The organism is Paenibacillus sp. J22P169, assembly GCF_059691995.1.
In genome coordinates this window covers 970,566-988,963 of the sequence record NZ_JCAUAO010000001.1, presented here as the reverse complement: position 1 = coordinate 988,963, position 18,398 = coordinate 970,566, and the positions used below count along the sequence as shown (strand labels likewise).

Here is an 18,398-nt window from a genome sequence, read left to right as displayed (position 1 = left end):
AAGGCATGAAGTTGTGAATTGCATTATAATTCACAACTTTTTTGCTTTGTAAGGAAATGGTGAACACTGGTGTTTTCTTATGTATTTAGAAGTTTATTTGAATGAAAGCGCTTTATATTTTAACTATACTGGCAATAGGGACAACATTAAACCTGTTTGGCGAATGAAACGGGTTTCATACGAAAACTAGAGAGCCTAACTGAGAGGGGGTTAACCATTGCAACGATCCATCAGCCGAGATCCAATCATTCAACTATCGCCCGAAGCGATGCGTATAGATGGCAAATCAGAAATCATACTCTGTGCTTCTTTATTTTATTTCCGACTCCCACGGGGAGTATGGAAAGAACGATTGCGTAAAGTGAAAGCCTTTGGTTATAACGCAATTGATGTGTATTTTCCTTGGAATCATCATGAGACCGCAGAGGGAGTATGGGATTTCAGTGGAGAGAAAGATGTTGCGCAGTTCCTTCAGGAGGCGTCGGACACTGGCTTATGGGTCATCGCAAGGCCAGGTCCGTATATTTGCTCAGAATGGGATGGGGGCGCATTGCCTGCCTATTTATTTGTCGAAAAGAATTTGCGTATTCGGGATAATGATCCGCTTTTCTTGACGCATGTGGCTAGATGGTACGCAGAGATCATACCTATTCTTCAGCGATATGAACATGGGCATGGAGGTTCCATCATCGCTGTTCAACTGGAGAATGAGCTTGACTTCTACCCTTGTGAGGATCCCAAAGGTTATATTTCAGCTCTGAGAGATCTAGCTCTACAATATGGCATCAAGGTTCCCTTGATAGCGTGTGCGGGTCAAGGCGGTTTGTTTCAAGCATCCGGGTTCGCTGAAGGTGTTGTGCCAACCTGTAATTTTTACCCGAATGATCGTGATCCGTCCTTTGAGGAGAAAGTTCACTACTACAGAGAAGAATTAAAACAAATGGGATATCCATTACTCGTCACCGAAACGAACCGCTCCCATTTTCTGCTCCGCAGACTGTTGTCAGCGGGCGCCAAATTGTTAGGTCCTTATTTGCAGGCGTCAGGGACAAACTTTGGATTTACGAATGCCGCTAACAATTGGGGAAATCCGCTTTCCTTCCTTACGTCGGATTATGATTTTCATGGCATGATTACGCCGGAAGGGCATATCCGAGATGAAGCGTACGAGGGCAGGTTGCTTCATCATATCATTCAAACCTATGGCACCTCGCTTGCTGAGGCAATGCCAAGTGATCTGCATCGACTAGCATTGAAACATGGCGGAGAGCTCGTATTCGAATTGAATGTCTCGGCATTCGATTGCCCGATTTTGCCGTTTCATGTGCCACTGCAAACATGGGGGATTGCTGGTGGCGGACAACTCGATTACGCAATGGCTGAACTAATGCGGGTGAAGCATCTAGCGCATGAGCAGCGTACGCTTTTCATTTTCCATACGGAGGGAGTAGGGGAAGTTCAATTCTCCTTTGAGTCGGCGATTGAAATAAAGACTACAGAGATGACAGTTCATGATTCGCAATCAGAACTAAGCGTAACCTTATCCTTTCAATCATCGGATAATGAAGCTAGAGCTTGGATTCACTTATCGGATGGACATATTCTTGAAATCATAGGGATGAGCCGTGCGCGTGCGCTTCGTTTGGAAGGCATTGATGAGGAAGGCAAGCTGCTAATTGACACACTTGCGGTGCAAGCGAAGGATAGCCGGGAACTGGAAACTACATGGAGGCTAAGCAAGGTTGACCAAGTACTTTCCCTTTCGGAGGAGACCCTATACCTTGGAGACGATGCCGATCATTTAGAAAAGCATGGGATTTACCGTGGATTCGCTTGGTATAAAGCACAATTGCCGCAGACTGATGGCGACTATCAGGGTTTCATCATACAGCGAGCTAGTGATGTGATTTCTCTCTATACAGGTGAAGGGTATATGGGCACAGTAACACCAGGCGGAACTAGCCGCTATCTACCGATCCCTGAAGGCATACAGGTAGTGCCTGATCTAACAGCTCGTGTGGAAATTTGGGGACATACCAATTTCCATGATACCACGCTTCCCGGCCTTCATTTAAACAGTCTTAAGGGACTTACCGGCATTGTTGGTGTCACGTCGACAAGGGATTTAAACCAAAACTGGCGATTCAAGCTCGTACAATCTGGTGAGATCAAAGACGAGTATGCAGCTGCGGATGTGGATGACGGGCAATGGCCGATCGTGAGCATTGGAGGCTGGTTATCAGCAGATCAGCCTGCTCATCACTGCTATCGCAAGCAAGTTAAACTGACAGACACATCCGATCGTTGGATTCTACATACGCCAGGTAACTTCACGCAGGCATATGCCTATGTAAATGGACATTCTCTGGGACAAGTGAATCCACATGATCCCTATCTCGATCTTACGCCTTTCGTAAAGGCGGGAGAAACAGCGGTCATTACGCTATTTTTCGATAAAACGTACGTTGCTTTGAGCGGACATATCACATTGTACGAAGGTAGCTCGGCGAATAATTGGACCGTAGCGGGCTGTCAGGAACAAGGCTTATTGCAACATGCTCAGGTCTCGCGCTTAGACGCGCAGCCTGTCACAGAAGCGATAGCGATGAAGCCTGGGGCAGTCGCATGGCTCTACAACGAGCTCAAAGATAGTAACAAGGGATTGGGCTGGCGTGTATATGTCAAAGGCCGAGATATGAAACTGACGGTGTTCTTCAACGGACATGTGGTGGGGCGTTTATGGACAGAAGGCGGTACGAATCGACCAATATTCAGTGGCGGGAGTGATGAATCCTTTTACTTGCCTGGACCATGGTTCCATGAGCAAGAAGAGGGTAATGAACTTGCTATTTTGTTGGAAGCAGTAGCGTTAGATAACCAGGCTATATTGGAGCCTTTACGATTCGTACCCGTCTCCGCTAGTTAATTTGAAAGGAGTTTGCGTATGAAAACTGCCACCACATCAAAGACAATCGATGTTGTTTCACCAGCTGTTAGAAAGCGAATGACACCGCTGCGAAGATTTTGGTCGCATCGCACCTTATTTCTCATGTGTGTACCCGCTATTCTTTTTTTCTTAGTGATGTCGTATCTTCCAATGCCTGGACTCTATCTTGCTTTTATCAACTATAACTACTCGGCTGGTATTTTCGGAAGTGATTTCGTTGGATTTGATAACTTCAAATTTCTAGTGACTTCAGGCGCACTATGGAAGCTAACTTCCAATACCATTCTCTATAATCTTGCTTTTATCTTATTTGGAAATATACTGCAGATTGGCATCGCTATTTTACTCAATGAGCTTCGTAAAAAGTGGTTTAAGAAAATCACGCAATCTCTCATGTTTCTGCCCTTTTTCATCTCATTCGTGCTTGTTGGCCTCATTGCTTATAACATTCTCAGTTACGATTTTGGCATGCTGAACGGCGTACTCAAATCGATTGGATGGGACCCCGTAAAAACATACTCGAACCCTAGTATTTGGCCTTACATTATTGTGATCACGTATTTGTGGCATTCTACCGGCTATGGCTCCATCGTGTATTTCGCCGCCATTATGGGATTAGACTCCGAGATCGTGGAAGCTGCAGAAATTGATGGTGCCAACGCTTTGCAGCGCATTCGCTTTATTGTTCTGCCTTGGCTGAAGCCGACTTTCATTATTTTACTGCTGTTTTCAATGGGAGGCATCCTCCGTGGGAATTTCGGATTGTTTTATAACTTAGTCGGAGCCAATAACACCGCACTCTTCGATGCGACAGATATTATTGAGACGTTCGTATTCCGTTCCTTAATGAACAATTTTAACTTCTCTTTAGGAAGCGCTGTCAGTTTATATCAGTCTGTTTTTGGCTTCTTCATCGTCATTACAGCAAACTGGCTTGTGAAAAAGGCTTCACCTGAAAACACTTTATTTTAAAAAAAACGCTTATTCAATGATAAATAGCTGAGGAGGGATATCCCATGGAGCAAGTCATCGCTCGGCAGAGGGGGACGGATTTAACGTCCGTGGCCATACGACTATTCGGCTACTGCTTTATAGGTTTTTTCGCACTATGCTGCCTCATCCCATTTCTTCTCGTCTTAGGCACTTCGCTGACGTCTGAGAAATCAATTACGCTGCATGGATATAATTTATGGCCCAGAGAATTCAGTGCATTTGCTTATAAAATCGTTTTTGAGAATCCAGGCGTTATTCTTGGCTCTTATGGTGTGACGTTGGGGATTACGATTGTGGGAACAACCATTGGGCTATTCATCGTCGCGATGACAGGTTATTCCTTGCAACGTCCAGATTTTCCCTATCGGAATCGGATATCCTTTTTCATCTACTTCACAACGTTGTTTCAAGGGGGAGTTGTCCCTTTCTACTTAATCATGACGCAGTGGCTGCACCTCAAAGATAATTATTTGGCGGTACTGCTACCCGGACTTATGAGCCCTTTTCTCATTATTATGATGAAAAGCTTCGTTACCTCGATTCCTCACGCGATTACGGAGTCAGCCAAAATGGATGGAGCAGGAGATTTTAGAATCTTTACAAGGCTAATCCTGCCCATGACGACACCAGCTTTGGCTACGATCGGATTGTTTATTGCGCTAGGCTATTGGAATGAATGGTACAATGCCATGCTGTTCCTATCGCCGGATTTGAAATATAGACCGCTTCAGTTGTTTCTCTATAATGTGGTCACCAGTGCCGATTTTATCAAGAATTCATCGGTCTCCTCCAATGTACAGCCTAGAGATATGCCACTCGAATCGATGAAAATGGCAACGGCGGTCGTTGCAACGGGTCCCGTCATCCTGTTTTATCCCATGGTACAGAAATATTTCATCAAAGGTATCACCGTTGGTGCTGTTAAAGGCTGACGTTATGCATAGACCAAAATAATGATGGGGAGGCAATTCCATGTTCAAGAAAAAGAAAGCGTTAAGTATCGCACTCGCTGCGACGCTCGCAGTAAGTTTGACGGCTTGTACGTCATCGGGCGGCAATTCTTCAGATTCGACAGCGCCAGCAACGGCAGCAGGAGGTAAAATCGATACGTCTGAGTTTCAAACGATTTCTTATGTTATGTTAGGCGACAAGCCGAAGAATGGTCAGTTCGAGAAAGTCATGGAAAAGGTCAACGCCATTTTGAAACAAAAGGTCAATGCGAAGCTAGAAATCAAATGGGTAGAATGGGCAGATTGGCAAACGAAATACAATTTATTGCTCGCATCCGGGGAGCCAGTTGATTTAATTACAGTGGCAACTGACTGGTTGGATACATGGCAAAATGCACAAAAAGGCGCCTTCCAACCGTTAGATAAACTGCTGCCAACTTACGCACCAATCACGTGGAAGGAAGTACCGTCAGAAAACTGGGCCGAGACGAAATACAAGAATCAGATCATGTTAATCCCAGAAGATCACTATACACAATGGGTTAATCATGGATTCCAATATCGTGGTGATTGGGCGAAGGAATTCGGTATCACGGCGCCAATCACGGATTGGAAGACGTTAGAGAAATACTTACAAGGTGTCAAAGATAAGAAGCCAGGTGTTGTTCCTTGGGATACGAACGGTACATCAGGAGGTAATATTGGCGGCTATATCAATTCTTACACGGATGCGATTGAGCTCCCAATAAATACAGGCTTATTCGCATTAGTCTACGGCAAGTCCTATGCGGATAAGTATAAAGCGTATAGCCCTTTCCTCGATGATACGTTCGTGAATTTTGCCAAAATGATGAAAGACTGGGGGGACAAGGGCTTCTGGCGTGAGGATGTCTTGAACTATAAAGGCGACAACCGGGCGGAGCTCGAAGCAGGGAAAACATCTGTGGATCAGCATCATACGCAAACTTACCTCGGCGAGCGCATCAAAATGGATAAGCTGCAACCAGGATCAGATCTGCAATTCTTCCCATTCTCAGCGACTAAAAATAATCTTGTTTCGATGTCGATCACACATGGCGGTACGTCCATTGGTGCGAAAAGTAAGCACCCAGAGCGCGCGCTGATGGTTTATGAGCTTATTCGTCAAGACCCTGAAGTCTATAAATTGATGAACTATGGACTTGAAGGCGTGCAATATGTCGTGAAAGATGGCAAACGATTCCGTCCGGATGGTTATGATGTCCAAAGAGATGATTTCTACTCTAACTTCTGGGGTGGCCGTATCGATAAGAACGAAATCCCTAATGGCGAAGACTGGGCTGGAAAAGGCGCTTTGTATGCTTCTTATGACAAAATCAAAAAAGCGTATCCATATGGTCGATTTGTTTTCGACAAAGCTAACGTCACGAATGAGTTAACGGCTATTACACAGGTAGTCGGATCAAAGGGACCTGCGATCCTCTACGGAAAAGCTGGTGATCCTGTGAAAGCAGTAGACGATTTCCGAGCGAGCTTGAAAGCTGCCGGTTTTGACAAAGTAATGACGGAAGTCCAAAAGCAATTGGATGAATTCAAAAAAATGGTAGAAAGCACGAAATAAGATGATTCACACATCGAAGGTCTGTTCAGAACAGGCCTTCGATCTTTCGCTTTTCATTTCGACGTAACGGAGCGTGAGATCCTGGAAACTATTACAGTCTATGATATTGCTAGGGAAGCGAACGTTTCCGTCGCGACGGTTTCCCGAGTTCTCAATGATACGGCACCAGTACGAGCATCTACTAGGCAGAAGATTATGGCCATTATTGAAAAACATAAGTTTCAACCCAATGCCTTAGCGCGCAGTCTGGTCAATAAGAAAACCGGCATGATTGGCGTATTGTTCCCGGATAGCAGCAACATGTTTTTCCCAGAGGTGTTCGGAGGGGCAGAGAGAGCTGCGCAAAAGCTAGGGTATACCCTTTTTTTATGCAACACCTTTAGCGATCACAGCCGAGAATCCGAATATTTAAACTTGCTATGTGAAAGGCAAGTGGATGGACTCATTCTCATGGGAGGCCGTATTAATGCACGACATTGTCCAGCTTCGCTCGTGCAGGAAGTGGCTGATATTCAAAGGAAAATCCCCATTGTTTTGATCAATGGCACACTGCCAGGACATCCATGCCATCGTGTGAAAACGGATGAATACTTAGGCACAAAGCAGATTGTTCAGCATTTGATTGATCGCGGACATCGTCAGATAGGTTTCTTAGGCGGAAGCGCAGCAACGACAACGACGGTGGAGAAGCTCCAAGCTTACCGGCGTACGCTAGAGGCGAATCATCTCACTTATCGCAAAGAATGGGTTCGCATGGGGAGTTTCTCTATGTCCTGTGGTCGTCAGTTAATGGAAGCATTTCTTGCCATGTCCAATCGTCCTACAGCTATTTTATGTATTAATGACTATGTGGCCATAGGTGCTATGAAAACAGCCCTATCACGTGGGATACGGATCCCGGAGGATATTGCGATTGCTGGGTTTGATGATACGCAATTGTCCTCAGCGATGAATCCGGAACTAACGACGGTTTCGCAGCAAAGTGAACAACTGGGCAAGCAGGCGATGTTGATTTTATCCAAATTGATTCAGAAAGAAAAGGTGACGAAACTTACGATTTTAGCACCTAATCTTATCATAAGGCAAAGTACATAAGGAGAGGAGGGAAGCACTTGAAATTAATTTCCATTTTTAATAATCAGGATAAGCTTCCTTTAGGTATTCTTCGATCTATAAAGGCTGAATCATGGAATGAAAACAACGCGATATGGCATGTCATTGCAAGTATAAATAGTGCCATAGAGCTGGATTTTAGCTACGGCCCATCTTTTGTCCTGCAAAAGACTACGGAATGGTACGTATTGCCAATGGAAGAAGGAAGAGCACTGGAGGGGGATTCCATAGCCTGGGTTTTGCCTGAAGATCCCAACTCTGCAGATGCCTCATGGTTAATTAAAGCAGAAGGAGTGATCCGGATCTCGACGCTTGATCAGCAGGGGATTCGGGTACATATTCCATCTGAAAAGTGTCAGTTAATTCCCTATGAGAGCAGGCCATACGCCGACTGTTTTGGTGACCGATACACATTTGATTTTGAGCATGGCGAAGCGCTTGGAAAGACGTTGGCGGCTTTTTATTGGGGAACGATGCTGCCTTCCGTAGTAGAACGAACAAGAGCTTCTGCCTATCCAGAGTCTGATGGCTTCGTCCTGAGCACCCTAATGAAGCATGCCTATGCGGGGACATACCCTGACGTGGATCACGAATTTCAAATAAAAGGGAGAATGGCTTGGGGCAATCAACTTGATTCGGATGTTATTCGTCGGATGATGGAGCTTCAACTTAAACTTATGAAAGAAGATCCCGAAAGGTTGTGGAGAAATCCATGCGCTGTTCAACCCGACGGAACAAGGGAATATCACGTGCGACGCAGCTCCATGGATGGCAAAACGAATGCCAACATGTTCCTCATAACTGGAAACGTCGAAATCTTGGAGTCGGCATGGCTCTATATCAGTTTAACGAAGGATAAAGAATGGCTCAGCGCCCATATCGAAGAACTTGAAGGGGCGGCAAGTGGCATCGAAGACTATATTGACCGTTATGGTCGACTTTGGTCGGATGTATATTATGAGGATCAGGTCATGAAAGATGGGCGGGAATCGTTAGCCACAGCGCTTGCTGCGTATTCGTTCCAGTTACTTGGAAAATTAGAGCTGTATATACAACGTGAAGACAAAGCTGAGTTTTACAATCAAATTGCAACTCGGTTGTCTGAAGTTATGGTAGAGCCCCTACCCAACGGATATTGGGATCCGCATCATCGCCGTTTTGTCGATTGGATTGATCGAAGCGGCGTTGTACACGATCATATCCATTTATTGGCTAATGTATTGCCGGTTATGTTCGGATATTCAACCATGGAACAAGAAGAAGCTGTCACGGCGTTAATGAATGCTAAGTTTAATGAGTTCCAGCGGTTTCCAAGCTTTGTTGCAGCTGAAATTGAACAATATACCGTGTCCGAACTAGGAGATGGCGGTCCTTATGACTTATGTGCAGCAGGGCGCTATTGGTGCTGGGATGCGGCTTACTGGTCTTGGAGAAAAGCAGGGGACATGTTGAGCCGACAATTGCTACAGGTTATGGAACAGGCCGTTAAAGATGGATATATCATGGGAGAACGCTATGATATGAACCATGTCTATTATATCGACAATAAGAATTGGCACGGAGCTGGCCATTACTACGAATATCCATGCGTATTCTCTTGGGTATTGCTTCATGAGTATATAGGTATACGGTTCACCTTGGAGGCCGATTTGAGGATAGAGCCAAAATTGCAAACGTATGGACGTGTGGAATTACAGCAATCGCATTTTCAATTGGCCTACGAATACACGGCTGACGGGTTTACCTTGACGAATTTATCTAAGTCAAAGCGTGTATTCGAGGTTGATCTTTCGGCGTTATATCCGAACTTTTCTTGCAGGACGATTAAACTTGATGCGGGGGAACAGGCTCAACTTATCGCATAACGGAAAGAGTCTACGATGAATTGTTTGCAATCGAAGGGTTCCGAGACAAGAATGATTGCTCTGGAACCCTTTCATTATTTTAAAGTAACCATTCACCGGTGGCTGTGGTCAAGTTGGAGACGACTGCTTTCTTACGCATAAAAAAGACGACTGAATTAGTCGTCAACTAGCATTATTCTAAATGATTAGGAGTTTCCCCCGTTTTTTGCTGTTCTCGAATATCTTTACATGTTGCACACCACGCATTTAAACCAATACGTCCAATTGTAAGAATAATTAACACGACCACTGGAGCAATTACCGGTGCTGAAACACCTGCTAAAGGGGCAATTGCTGCAGAAATTGAACTCACCACCACAGCTTGTGTTGGAGATACATTATCTGTTATTTTTTTGCGTTCACCGGAATAACGGTCACTTCCACATAAAAATGCTACTACTTCATCTACAAGTTTTTTATAAAATAATTTATATACTGTCAAAGTAGGAGGTGGTGGTAATGGAGCTACTTGGGTATTATCGTAACTATGGGATTTAAGCAATTCAATGGATAATTCTTCGTAGGACTTGGAAAGAAGGCTATTTTTTATGTGCTCCGCTTTATCCCCTAGTACATCTAGCCATGCATTATCATCACTTGCTGACAAAAGTTCTTGTAATTTATCCATCTCAGCATCTCCTTACCTAGCTTGGCTTCAAATACATAGTACTACTCAGAATAGTCAGGCCCACTCTGGTTGCTCCGATTGCAATAGAATAATATATTCATTCTTACAAAAGGGAGTGTGGGTATACTGCTGGCAAAACCGAAATATTGAGACTAGCTGCGGATGGTAAATGGGTTTTAGAGGTTGTGCAGAGTGAGTGCTCATTAAGGAAGCGAGTAATAACGACACGGGAACTCGGCGCGCAGACGTAGTTTGTGAAGTGTATAAATTAGGAGACGTTACTGCGTACTTAGTTGTATTAACTGGAAAATATACAGATATTTACGAGATATCCACTCGAATAATCAATATAACTGGAAAACATGTAGTTAAAACTGCCACTTTTGTTCAGATCAAGTAAATTGTATAAAATTAACTGTAGGTTATCCAGCTGTTCTGCGTTTGATCAGAAAATTCTAACATTTAACTGTATAAAATCCATCTATTCGCTCCCCCTACGCAATACATACAATTTTAGCATGTAAACAAAGAAGCCTGAGGATCCTGGTATAAGCGAAATGAGTATAAATGGGGATAAAGAGGATATTTTACAGCTATAAAGAATGATATGGTATTGTTGAAATATAGAGGGAGTAAACCAAAATATGAAAAGAAAATGGGAAATTACACCTTGGACAAACGAATGGATGTATCAATATGAGATCGAGTCAAAAGTTTTAAAGGATATTTTTCAAAAAGAAATTTTTGAAATACACCATGTTGGTAGTACTTCTGTTCCTTCAATTGTTTATGCTAAACCAATCATCGACATTTTGATTATAGTAAAAGATATTGAGCAAGTGAATTTGTATAACGAACAAATGTTACAAGCGGGATACCGAGTAAGAGGAGAAAATGGAATACCTTCTAGAAGATATTTCACAAAAGGGGATTTACCACGAACACATCACGTGCACATTTTCCAAAAGGGCAATTCAAAAATACTTTCTTACTTAGATTTTAAAGCGTATTTATTAGTACATCCTCAAGAAGCTGAAAAATACGGTCAACTAAAGTTGAATATATTAGAATCATACCCAAATGAAGAGTATCAGCAAGAAAAAGAAAAGAGAATTGATAAATTGGTTGAAGAAGCATTAAGTTGGGGAGAACGCAGAAGAAATCAGTTGTTAAGTTGAAAGAACCGATAGAGACAAAAATAACGACGTTGGTGATTTCTGTAACCCAAATTGGTCAAGTAAACACTACGGTAACGAGGAATGAGATTTCAATAGCAGCATACAAAGGCAGCCAGCCCATGTGGATTGGTTGCCTTTTCTCATGTTACTTTAGGTACTCCCCGAAGCTATCATAAAGAAGAAAAAGCAACTAATACCTTTTGGAATTCGCGTCTTTCATTGGAATTGGTATTGATGTCACACATTGAAGTTGCTAGTTGTCTAATTAGATATGGCGGGGAACTTTCCCTGCGTTGCTCGGTAAGCGCTATGTTGTCTGGATCAGGGAGGGGGCATGACCATGCTTAAGAGATCCTCGAAAATGTTCTATTTCGCCTGTGCAATTATCATTTTCATCGTATTGTTAGCAGGATTTGGCGGGATGCTGAAACCCCATGGCATTACGAACGCGGATAAAGTCGTCTTAATTACAAAAATAATCGAAGGAAAAATGAATGGTGAAACTCCTCCTTTTTCCCCGAATGCAACTTATCTTTTAGGGAGCGACCACAGGGGATTGGATATTTTGAGCTTGCTCCTGAATGGATTGAAATACACGTTGGCGAATGCCGCATTATTGGTGGCTTTAAGATTCACCATTGCTGTGCCGCTCGGAATGTGGTCAGGGACGACGGGTAGGGGAGGCGGTGCGTTGCGAGCCATGCATTGGGTAATTTCTGCTGTTCCAGCGTTCTTGTTTCTGTATCCGCCGCTGGTAGGTATGTTCTTCGGTCTTGGCTTGAACGAGGTGGACAAAGCGAATCCTCACAGCTTAATGCTGTTTACGATTGTCTTTTTCGTCATGGTGACCGTCTTGGGTGTCTTTCCTCTCGCTTACCAAATTGCCGAAAGAGCTCGGTTCTACAATCGGAAACCGTACGTCGACGCTTCCCGTTTAATGGGCGGCACGCCACATCACAGAATTGTAAAGCACATCCTTTCGAGCATGCGACTTGAGCTGCTTTATATGGCGATAACTGAATTCATCCTGGTGCTCTTCCTAATGGGACAGTTGGCTATTTTCAATATCTTCATTGGAGGTGCAGAAACGTTGGATATGGTAGATAAGTTAGTACCAGGTGAAGTGCCCTATTTTATCTATCTGACGAAGACCGGCGAGTGGACCTCAATGATCGCTTACGGAGCTAAGTACATCCAAGTTTATCCTTTTATCGTTATCGAAACGGGAATTGCTTTCGCGCTCTTGATTCTTTCCCTTAAATTCTTTCTCTATCAATTCAAGAAGCGGACTCATTACCATCAAAAGTGAAAAATGGCGATCCATTGAAAGGCGTAATCTAACATAAGTCCAAGCCAATATATGAACCAATTCATATACTGTTACTATCTTGTGATTAAGAGGGTGATAGGGATGGGATTATTTTTTAATCGTAATGTTAGAGTTACATTTTTCTCGGGTTTTAACTTTACTGGAAGAAGTCTAACATTTAGACGAGGCGTGGCAGTTTCAAATCTGGGAATATTCGGTTTTAACAACATCATCTCCAGTTTCCGGCTAAGAAATGTTGTATTTCCTAGTCAAGTTACGTTAGTACTGTTTTCAGGGCGCAACTTTACAGGGAATTTTCGAATTTTCAGTGGCAGCCAGAACATTGCAGACTTACGAGCTTTCAACTTTAACAATGTAACCTCATCATTTATTCTAGTTGGATTCCGAGTAACAAATTCTCAGATTCGTTCCCTTCAAAGCACAGGCAGTATGCCAAGCGGGATTACCAAGTTATAGGCTGCACGGATACTGAAAAGTAGAACTTAAATTAATTATAAACCGCGTATATCGCGGTTTTTTTGTTTATGGGATAAACTTCTTTTCACGGCTAGGCCATGATGATGAAAATTAAAGATAATAATGACAATAGGCACAACAGAGATGAGTAAGAATAAAATGCATCTATGTAGGCGAAAATGGAGAAAAAGGAAAGTGAAGGTGAGCAAATGAAACAACGAAACGATGACTGGATGATCCCCGAAAATGACGAAATTTTAGCAGAAATAACCCTTAAGCATATCCGTCAAGGGAGTTACGAATTAAAGGCATTTTCAGAAGCTGCCGAGCGTATAGGAAGCAGTATCAGCGCGTGTTCATTCAGGTGGAATTGTATACTTAGACAAGGACATGAAGAGGCAATTAATGCGGCTAAAAATGAACGTATACAACTTAGAAATTGCGTGCGAAATAAATCAGGATTATTATTTCTGATAAGAAATTAATGATAATATTTAATGATCGAAAAGCCACTTGCCAAGGAGGCTTTTTTTCGTCTTTCAAATAGAAAATTGGTAATACCTCCATGTCCACCATTCGTTTAACTGATTGACAAAATTACGTATTACATGTATCATTAAGGCAAGTAAACCAATCGGAATTAAAATGAATGTGAGGTTGATCACTATGTTTTTACTTAAAGAAATTGTATGCAGTTTAATGCTATGTGTCGCATTCCTTTGTTATTTTAAGGAGTTTAAGCAAGGTGATTGGAAGTCGGAAGGGAATTAAGCAAAAGTGAGGCCGTTCATAACAAAAAAACGGCATACCATCAGATTGACGGCTACCGTTACTGTCGTATACCAAATATAATTATAGATGAGAAGAATTAGTAAAAGATGGATATAAGTACCTGCCCCAGTATTGTCAGCGCAATAAACCCCACAATAGCCGTAACAATGGTGTTTCTTCCTACTTTTTTGAAATCAGTCATGTTGATACTCAGTCCAAGTCCTGCCATTGCAATAGACATTAAGAAAACGCTTGCCGCAATCAAGAAGTGAATGAACGAAGAAGGCAGTAGGCCAGTCGTGTTTACCAAACTCATAGCTAAGAAGCCGAAGATGAACCAAGGGACGGGTAAGTTTCTCAAACCCTTTTTATCTGTTTCTGTTCGCTCACCGCTACGGTAGAAGTAACTCAATACAAGAGCAACTGGGATGAGAAGAGCCACTCTGCCAAGCTTGACTAGAATAGCTGTCTCGCTGCCTATATCTCCGCCAGGAACTCCAGCTGCTATGACGTGTGCCAGTTCATGCAGTGTAGAACCTGCAAAAACTCCGTAGGTATAAGGATCAAGCCCAAAATAAGGGTATAAGAAAATATAAAATACAGCTCCAATAGTCCCCAAAATAGCTATGCAAGCGATGGAAATTGCCGTTTGCTCTTTTTTTGCGCCTATTAATGGTGCAACTGCGACAATGGCAGCCGCGCCGCAAACCGCGGTGCCAACGGCGATTAAAACCCCTAACGTCTTATCCACCCTTAACCATTTACCCAAGAAGATCATGATAGTCAAAGTAAATGCAATCACGATTATGTCGATAAAAACGACTCGCATTCCAGCATTCAAAATTTGATTAAGATTCAAGCGAACTCCCATCAAAATAATTCCTGCTCGAAGTAAAAACTTGCTGCTGAACGTTATGCCGATACTGGCACCTACAGGGATATCCATGACAGATTTCCATAGGACACCAAGCATGATGGAAATAATCATAATCCCCATAATGGAAAAGAATGGAGCTTCTGCAATACGCCCCGCCAATACTGCGAGAGTCGCCGTCAAAGCAATACCTTTTAGAGGCTTTTTCCAACTGGCCATATCACTTACAGTGGTTGTTCCGAGAGGACCCGGCTGTGTATTAGGAATCTGCAAACTAACATCTCCCATCGCCAAATTTCGTTCTATAAGTAATTAGAACGGCTTCTCAGATATGTCCGAAGGATCTTCGCTTTCATCCTTTAAGTTGGCTGGTATTCCTGCTTGTTCTAGTTCAAGGAGAAGAGTTCTTTCGACACTGCTAAGATGTTCGAACATTCTCGAACGCGCCAACTCTGCGTCTCGATCTTTAATAGCCTGTGCAATAAGCATGTGTTCCTTCAGGGATTGCTCGACCCTCCCTGGAATTTTCATGGATTGCATCCTGCTTTCCCGCAGTAAATCTATCAAATTGGTCATGACCCGCATAACAACTTCATTGCCTGCTGCTTCAGCGACTGTCAGGTGGAACTGCTGATCGGATTCGGACAAAAACTTATCACGTTCTTCTTTGGTTTGAAACTGTTGCTGCACGATGACTTTATTGTAACAATCGCGTGTTGTTTCATAGATTTGCTCCAAGAAGTCTGATGTTCCTCGTTTAGCCGCTTTGGCGGCGCTCTCCGTTTCAATCATCTTTCGAACTTCGAACAATTCATAAATCGTGTCGGTCTGCAGAAACAAAAAAGAGGCTAAATTGTCAAGTCGCGCACTTTGATCTGCAACAAAAACGCCATGACCCTGACGAATGTTAAGTAAATTCATGGCTGATAAAATTTTGAATGCTTCCCGAATGGTTGGCCGACTAACATTCATCATTTCAGCCAATTCACGTTCAGAAGGAAGTTTATCACCCGGCTTAAGCTGACCGGAAGCGAGAAGTTCGTGGATATGTTCGACCACTTTGCGTGAAAATGTTTTACGTTCCTCATTAATCGATTTAAACAAGTGAATTAACCTTCTTTCTCTTACCCCCGTACAAGGGACAGACTTAACTTCGTGAATGGACGGATCCATTATAGCAAAATAGTGCTCTAAAGACATCCATTACACGTTATTCGGAAGGATGAAACTCACAAATACATGTATAGTTGGATACCTCGGAGGGCATCCAACTATGATGAATTGCTGCGTATTTGAACTCTAATTTCTTAAGCGCTTCTATACAGCTTGGTCATTACGAACTCTTTATGTCCAAGCGCTTCTGCTGCAGTCAAACGGCCATTTACTACACGGCAGAGGTAATCCATCAGCATATCGCCTGCTGTAGTCAAATTGATTTCACGGGATAATAAACCACTACAATCTACGTCGATATGTTCGCTCATTGTACTGACTGTTTTTGGATTTGCTGTAACTTTAATGACGGGTTCAATCGGATTGCCGATAATGTTGCCTTGACCTGTAGGGAAGAAGTGGAGAACCGCTCCACCTGCAGCCATCAATGTAATGCACTCGGCAGCAGCGGACGATGTATCCATAAAATAGAGCCCAGGCCCGTTTTGCGGCATTTCACCTGGTTCAAGAGCGCCAATTACCGGCTTAGAGCCTGTTTTCTCGATATTGCCAAGTGCTTTTTCCTCAATCGTTGACAATCCTCCGGCAATGTTACCTTGCGTCGGTTGAGAACCAAGAAGGTCGACTCCTTGAGATTTAATTTCAGTAATGTAATCGTCGTAAATGGACATAAACTTCTGTCGAACTTCTGGCGTTGCACAACGATCAGCAATTAGATGCTCGCCGCCTGTCAGTTCAGAAGTTTCGCCGAAGAATACAGTTGCACCGGCATCGATCAGACGGTCAACGGCTTGAGCGACAGTAGGACAAGAACCTAACCCTGTTGTCGTATCGGACTCGCCACATTTAATGCTAACCTTCAGATCGCTTAATTCAATAGGTTCGCGCTGCAATTCGGAAGCCCATTGAACGAATTCTTTTGCTTTCCAGGAAGCTTGGCGAATGATTTCCAGATCGCCCGTTCCTTCGATGGAGAAGGAGGCAACTGGCTTTCCTGTTTTGGCAATACCATCAGCAATAACTTTCGTCCAATTCGGCTCAATGCCGATGACGATCACTGCTGCTACATTAGCATTGGAACCTGTACCGATCATAGTACGGAAATGCAGCTCAAGGTCTTTCCCATATTGAAGGCGCCCGTAAGCGTGGGGGAGAGACATAACCCCCTGAATGTTGCGAGCTACCGCTTCGCAAGCTGTATTGGAAATATCGTCTACCGGGAGAATAATTACATGATTGCGAATACCTACATCACCGTTTTCTCTACGATAACCATAAAGTTGTTTTGTCATTTTCTACCACCTCAGTGTTTTGATATTGTGGGTATGAACATAATCACCGATTTTAAAACCGTTTGGAGCAACTCCGATTGGCAAGCCGTATTCTAGAACATGATCTTTTGGAGCCAAATCGACAATGGACACTTTGTGACCGAGTGGGATGGAGCTATTGGCTGTAACCTCAATAGTTGACTCGTCATCCATAAAGACACCGATTACTCTCTCGCCGGATTCGATGTCAGACGTAGCCACGCCGACATGATCTCCTTGTTTGTGAATTAGAAACTTGTGCATCGTGTAAGCCTCCTTAAAGATTTTTTGGTACCTATCATTTGCGTAATAGGTAAGTGGTATTACCAATTATGAGTTCAGTATAATCTGACAATTCGGTTTTGACAATAACAATTTCAAAATTTTGGTACGAGTCCATAATTACTAAGTAGACCAGCCCAAATTTTAATCGAAACGATAATAATCGCAATAGCCATAATGGCGTGAAGAGATTGTGATTTCATCCTTTTCCCGAGTCGTGATCCGAGTAGTCCGCCAGGGATCGCACCTACGGCTAAAATTAAGCCTTCGAGCCAAGGAAAACTGGTCCCAGCCGTTCCAACCGTTTTCCCAATGAGGGCACCGACCACAAGAAGTAATCCAACCGCCAGTCCAGTACCTACGGCTGTTCTAGATTCGATACGAAATAGATTAATCATAACTGGTAAAAATAAAAAACCAGCTCCTAAACCGAATAAACCGCCTAATAAACCGATACCGAGGCCTAAACAAACAGCCCATGTTTTATTGCGGTACGGTGTTGAGTTCGCTTCAACACGCCGCATAAACATGGAGGCTGTTGCAATCAGGGCAAGTATGGCAAAAATGGCGGTTAGCAGCTCATGGCTCATCTGTTCCGATAAAGCGCTGCCTATAGCTCCGCCAATCAAAGAGGGTGGTCCCATATATCGAATCAGGTACTTATCAATAAGACGGCTTCTCCAGTAAGTAATTAATCCCGAGCTTGAGGAAAAAAGAGTCTGAACGATGACCATTCCAGCTATCCGATGCATGCTGTATTCCTGTCCGAACAAAGGAGGGGTCAGCAGCAGTAAAAAAGTGAGAATTAACCCGCCTCCAACTGACATTAACCCCGTTAAAATGCCACCGGTAAATCCAATGAGAATCAAAGCAAATGACATGTCATCCA

The 18,398-nt window shown here is 43.3% G+C and carries 15 protein-coding genes; 9 read left to right on the top strand and 6 right to left on the bottom strand.

Annotated features, from left to right (window positions below):
* Positions 1–217: 217 nt before the first annotated feature.
* From AC58QG_RS04710 to AC58QG_RS04685, 6 genes are all read left to right on the top strand, one after another.
* Positions 218–2,926 (top strand): beta-galactosidase, encoded by a 2,709-nt coding sequence (locus AC58QG_RS04710; RefSeq protein ID WP_497360939.1) that lies wholly within the window; start codon positions 218–220, stop codon positions 2,924–2,926.
* Between the two features lie 78 nt (positions 2,927–3,004).
* Positions 3,005–3,919: an ABC transporter permease gene (locus AC58QG_RS04705; protein ID WP_497362781.1), complete on the top strand. Its 915-nt coding sequence runs from the start codon at positions 3,005–3,007 to the stop codon at positions 3,917–3,919.
* 44 nt (positions 3,920–3,963) lie between these two features.
* The gene (locus tag AC58QG_RS04700) at positions 3,964–4,872 is read left to right on the top strand and encodes a carbohydrate ABC transporter permease (RefSeq protein ID WP_497360938.1); all 909 of its coding nucleotides are present in this window, start codon (positions 3,964–3,966) and stop codon (positions 4,870–4,872) included.
* 40 nt (positions 4,873–4,912) lie between these two features.
* Positions 4,913–6,490, top strand: a complete 1,578-nt coding sequence (locus AC58QG_RS04695; RefSeq protein WP_497360937.1) for a DUF3502 domain-containing protein — start codon at positions 4,913–4,915, stop codon at positions 6,488–6,490.
* 21 nt (positions 6,491–6,511) lie between these two features.
* Positions 6,512–7,585: a LacI family DNA-binding transcriptional regulator gene (locus AC58QG_RS04690; RefSeq protein ID WP_497362780.1), complete on the top strand. Its 1,074-nt coding sequence runs from the start codon at positions 6,512–6,514 to the stop codon at positions 7,583–7,585.
* A 17-nt stretch (positions 7,586–7,602) separates the two neighbouring features.
* The gene (locus tag AC58QG_RS04685) at positions 7,603–9,468 is read left to right on the top strand and encodes a glucosidase family protein (RefSeq protein ID WP_497360936.1); all 1,866 of its coding nucleotides are present in this window, start codon (positions 7,603–7,605) and stop codon (positions 9,466–9,468) included.
* A 172-nt stretch (positions 9,469–9,640) separates the two neighbouring features.
* Here AC58QG_RS04685 and AC58QG_RS04680 read toward each other — a convergent pair whose 3' ends face one another.
* Positions 9,641–10,135, bottom strand: a complete 495-nt coding sequence (locus tag AC58QG_RS04680) for a hypothetical protein (RefSeq protein WP_497360935.1) — start codon at positions 10,133–10,135, stop codon at positions 9,641–9,643.
* 644 nt (positions 10,136–10,779) lie between these two features.
* On the opposite strand from AC58QG_RS04680, the gene AC58QG_RS04675 reads away from it, so the two are divergent.
* From AC58QG_RS04675 to AC58QG_RS04665, 3 genes are all read left to right on the top strand, one after another.
* Complete coding sequence (locus AC58QG_RS04675; protein WP_497360934.1) at positions 10,780–11,313, top strand: GrpB family protein; 534 nt, start codon at positions 10,780–10,782, stop codon at positions 11,311–11,313.
* Positions 11,314–11,653: 340 nt separating this feature from the next.
* The gene (locus AC58QG_RS04670; protein ID WP_497360933.1) at positions 11,654–12,622 is read left to right on the top strand and encodes a hypothetical protein; all 969 of its coding nucleotides are present in this window, start codon (positions 11,654–11,656) and stop codon (positions 12,620–12,622) included.
* A 656-nt stretch (positions 12,623–13,278) separates the two neighbouring features.
* Entirely contained in the window at positions 13,279–13,584 is a 306-nt protein-coding gene (locus AC58QG_RS04665) for a hypothetical protein (protein WP_497360932.1), read from the top strand.
* A gap of 383 nt (positions 13,585–13,967) precedes the next feature.
* Here AC58QG_RS04665 and AC58QG_RS04660 read toward each other — a convergent pair whose 3' ends face one another.
* The 5 genes from AC58QG_RS04660 to AC58QG_RS04640 all read right to left on the bottom strand — a co-directional run bounded on the left by AC58QG_RS04660 (position 13,968) and on the right by AC58QG_RS04640 (position 18,390).
* The gene (locus tag AC58QG_RS04660; protein WP_497360931.1) at positions 13,968–15,032 is read right to left on the bottom strand and encodes a YeiH family protein; all 1,065 of its coding nucleotides are present in this window, start codon (positions 15,030–15,032) and stop codon (positions 13,968–13,970) included.
* Between the two features lie 24 nt (positions 15,033–15,056).
* Positions 15,057–15,848, bottom strand: coding sequence for a FadR/GntR family transcriptional regulator (locus AC58QG_RS04655; RefSeq protein ID WP_497360930.1), 792 nt, complete (start codon positions 15,846–15,848; stop codon positions 15,057–15,059).
* A 203-nt stretch (positions 15,849–16,051) separates the two neighbouring features.
* Complete coding sequence (locus tag AC58QG_RS04650; protein ID WP_497360929.1) at positions 16,052–17,209, bottom strand: UxaA family hydrolase; 1,158 nt, start codon at positions 17,207–17,209, stop codon at positions 16,052–16,054.
* A gap of 3 nt (positions 17,210–17,212) precedes the next feature.
* Positions 17,213–17,491, bottom strand: coding sequence for a UxaA family hydrolase (locus AC58QG_RS04645; RefSeq protein WP_497360928.1), 279 nt, complete (start codon positions 17,489–17,491; stop codon positions 17,213–17,215).
* A 113-nt stretch (positions 17,492–17,604) separates the two neighbouring features.
* Positions 17,605–18,390 (bottom strand): sulfite exporter TauE/SafE family protein, encoded by a 786-nt coding sequence (locus AC58QG_RS04640; RefSeq protein ID WP_497360927.1) that lies wholly within the window; start codon positions 18,388–18,390, stop codon positions 17,605–17,607.
* Positions 18,391–18,398: the final 8 nt, after the last annotated feature.

Excerpts from the sequence above, each read along its gene's own strand:
- AC58QG_RS04660 (WP_497360931.1), bottom strand. The coding sequence starts at position 15,032 with ATGGGAGATGTTAGTTTGCAGATTCCTAATACACAGCCGGGTCCTCTC.
- AC58QG_RS04670 (WP_497360933.1), top strand. The coding sequence starts at position 11,654 with ATGCTTAAGAGATCCTCGAAAATGTTCTATTTCGCCTGTGCAATTATC.
- AC58QG_RS04640 (WP_497360927.1), bottom strand. The coding sequence starts at position 18,390 with ATGTCATTTGCTTTGATTCTCATTGGATTTACCGGTGGCATTTTAACG.
- AC58QG_RS04650 (WP_497360929.1), bottom strand. The coding sequence starts at position 17,209 with ATGACAAAACAACTTTATGGTTATCGTAGAGAAAACGGTGATGTAGGT.
- AC58QG_RS04675 (WP_497360934.1), top strand. The coding sequence starts at position 10,780 with ATGAAAAGAAAATGGGAAATTACACCTTGGACAAACGAATGGATGTAT.
- AC58QG_RS04705 (WP_497362781.1), top strand. The coding sequence starts at position 3,005 with ATGACACCGCTGCGAAGATTTTGGTCGCATCGCACCTTATTTCTCATG.
- AC58QG_RS04680 (WP_497360935.1), bottom strand. The coding sequence starts at position 10,135 with ATGGATAAATTACAAGAACTTTTGTCAGCAAGTGATGATAATGCATGG.
- AC58QG_RS04665 (WP_497360932.1), top strand. The coding sequence starts at position 13,279 with ATGGAGAAAAAGGAAAGTGAAGGTGAGCAAATGAAACAACGAAACGAT.
- AC58QG_RS04695 (WP_497360937.1), top strand. The coding sequence starts at position 4,913 with ATGTTCAAGAAAAAGAAAGCGTTAAGTATCGCACTCGCTGCGACGCTC.
- AC58QG_RS04645 (WP_497360928.1), bottom strand. The coding sequence starts at position 17,491 with ATGCACAAGTTTCTAATTCACAAACAAGGAGATCATGTCGGCGTGGCT.
- AC58QG_RS04700 (WP_497360938.1), top strand. The coding sequence starts at position 3,964 with ATGGAGCAAGTCATCGCTCGGCAGAGGGGGACGGATTTAACGTCCGTG.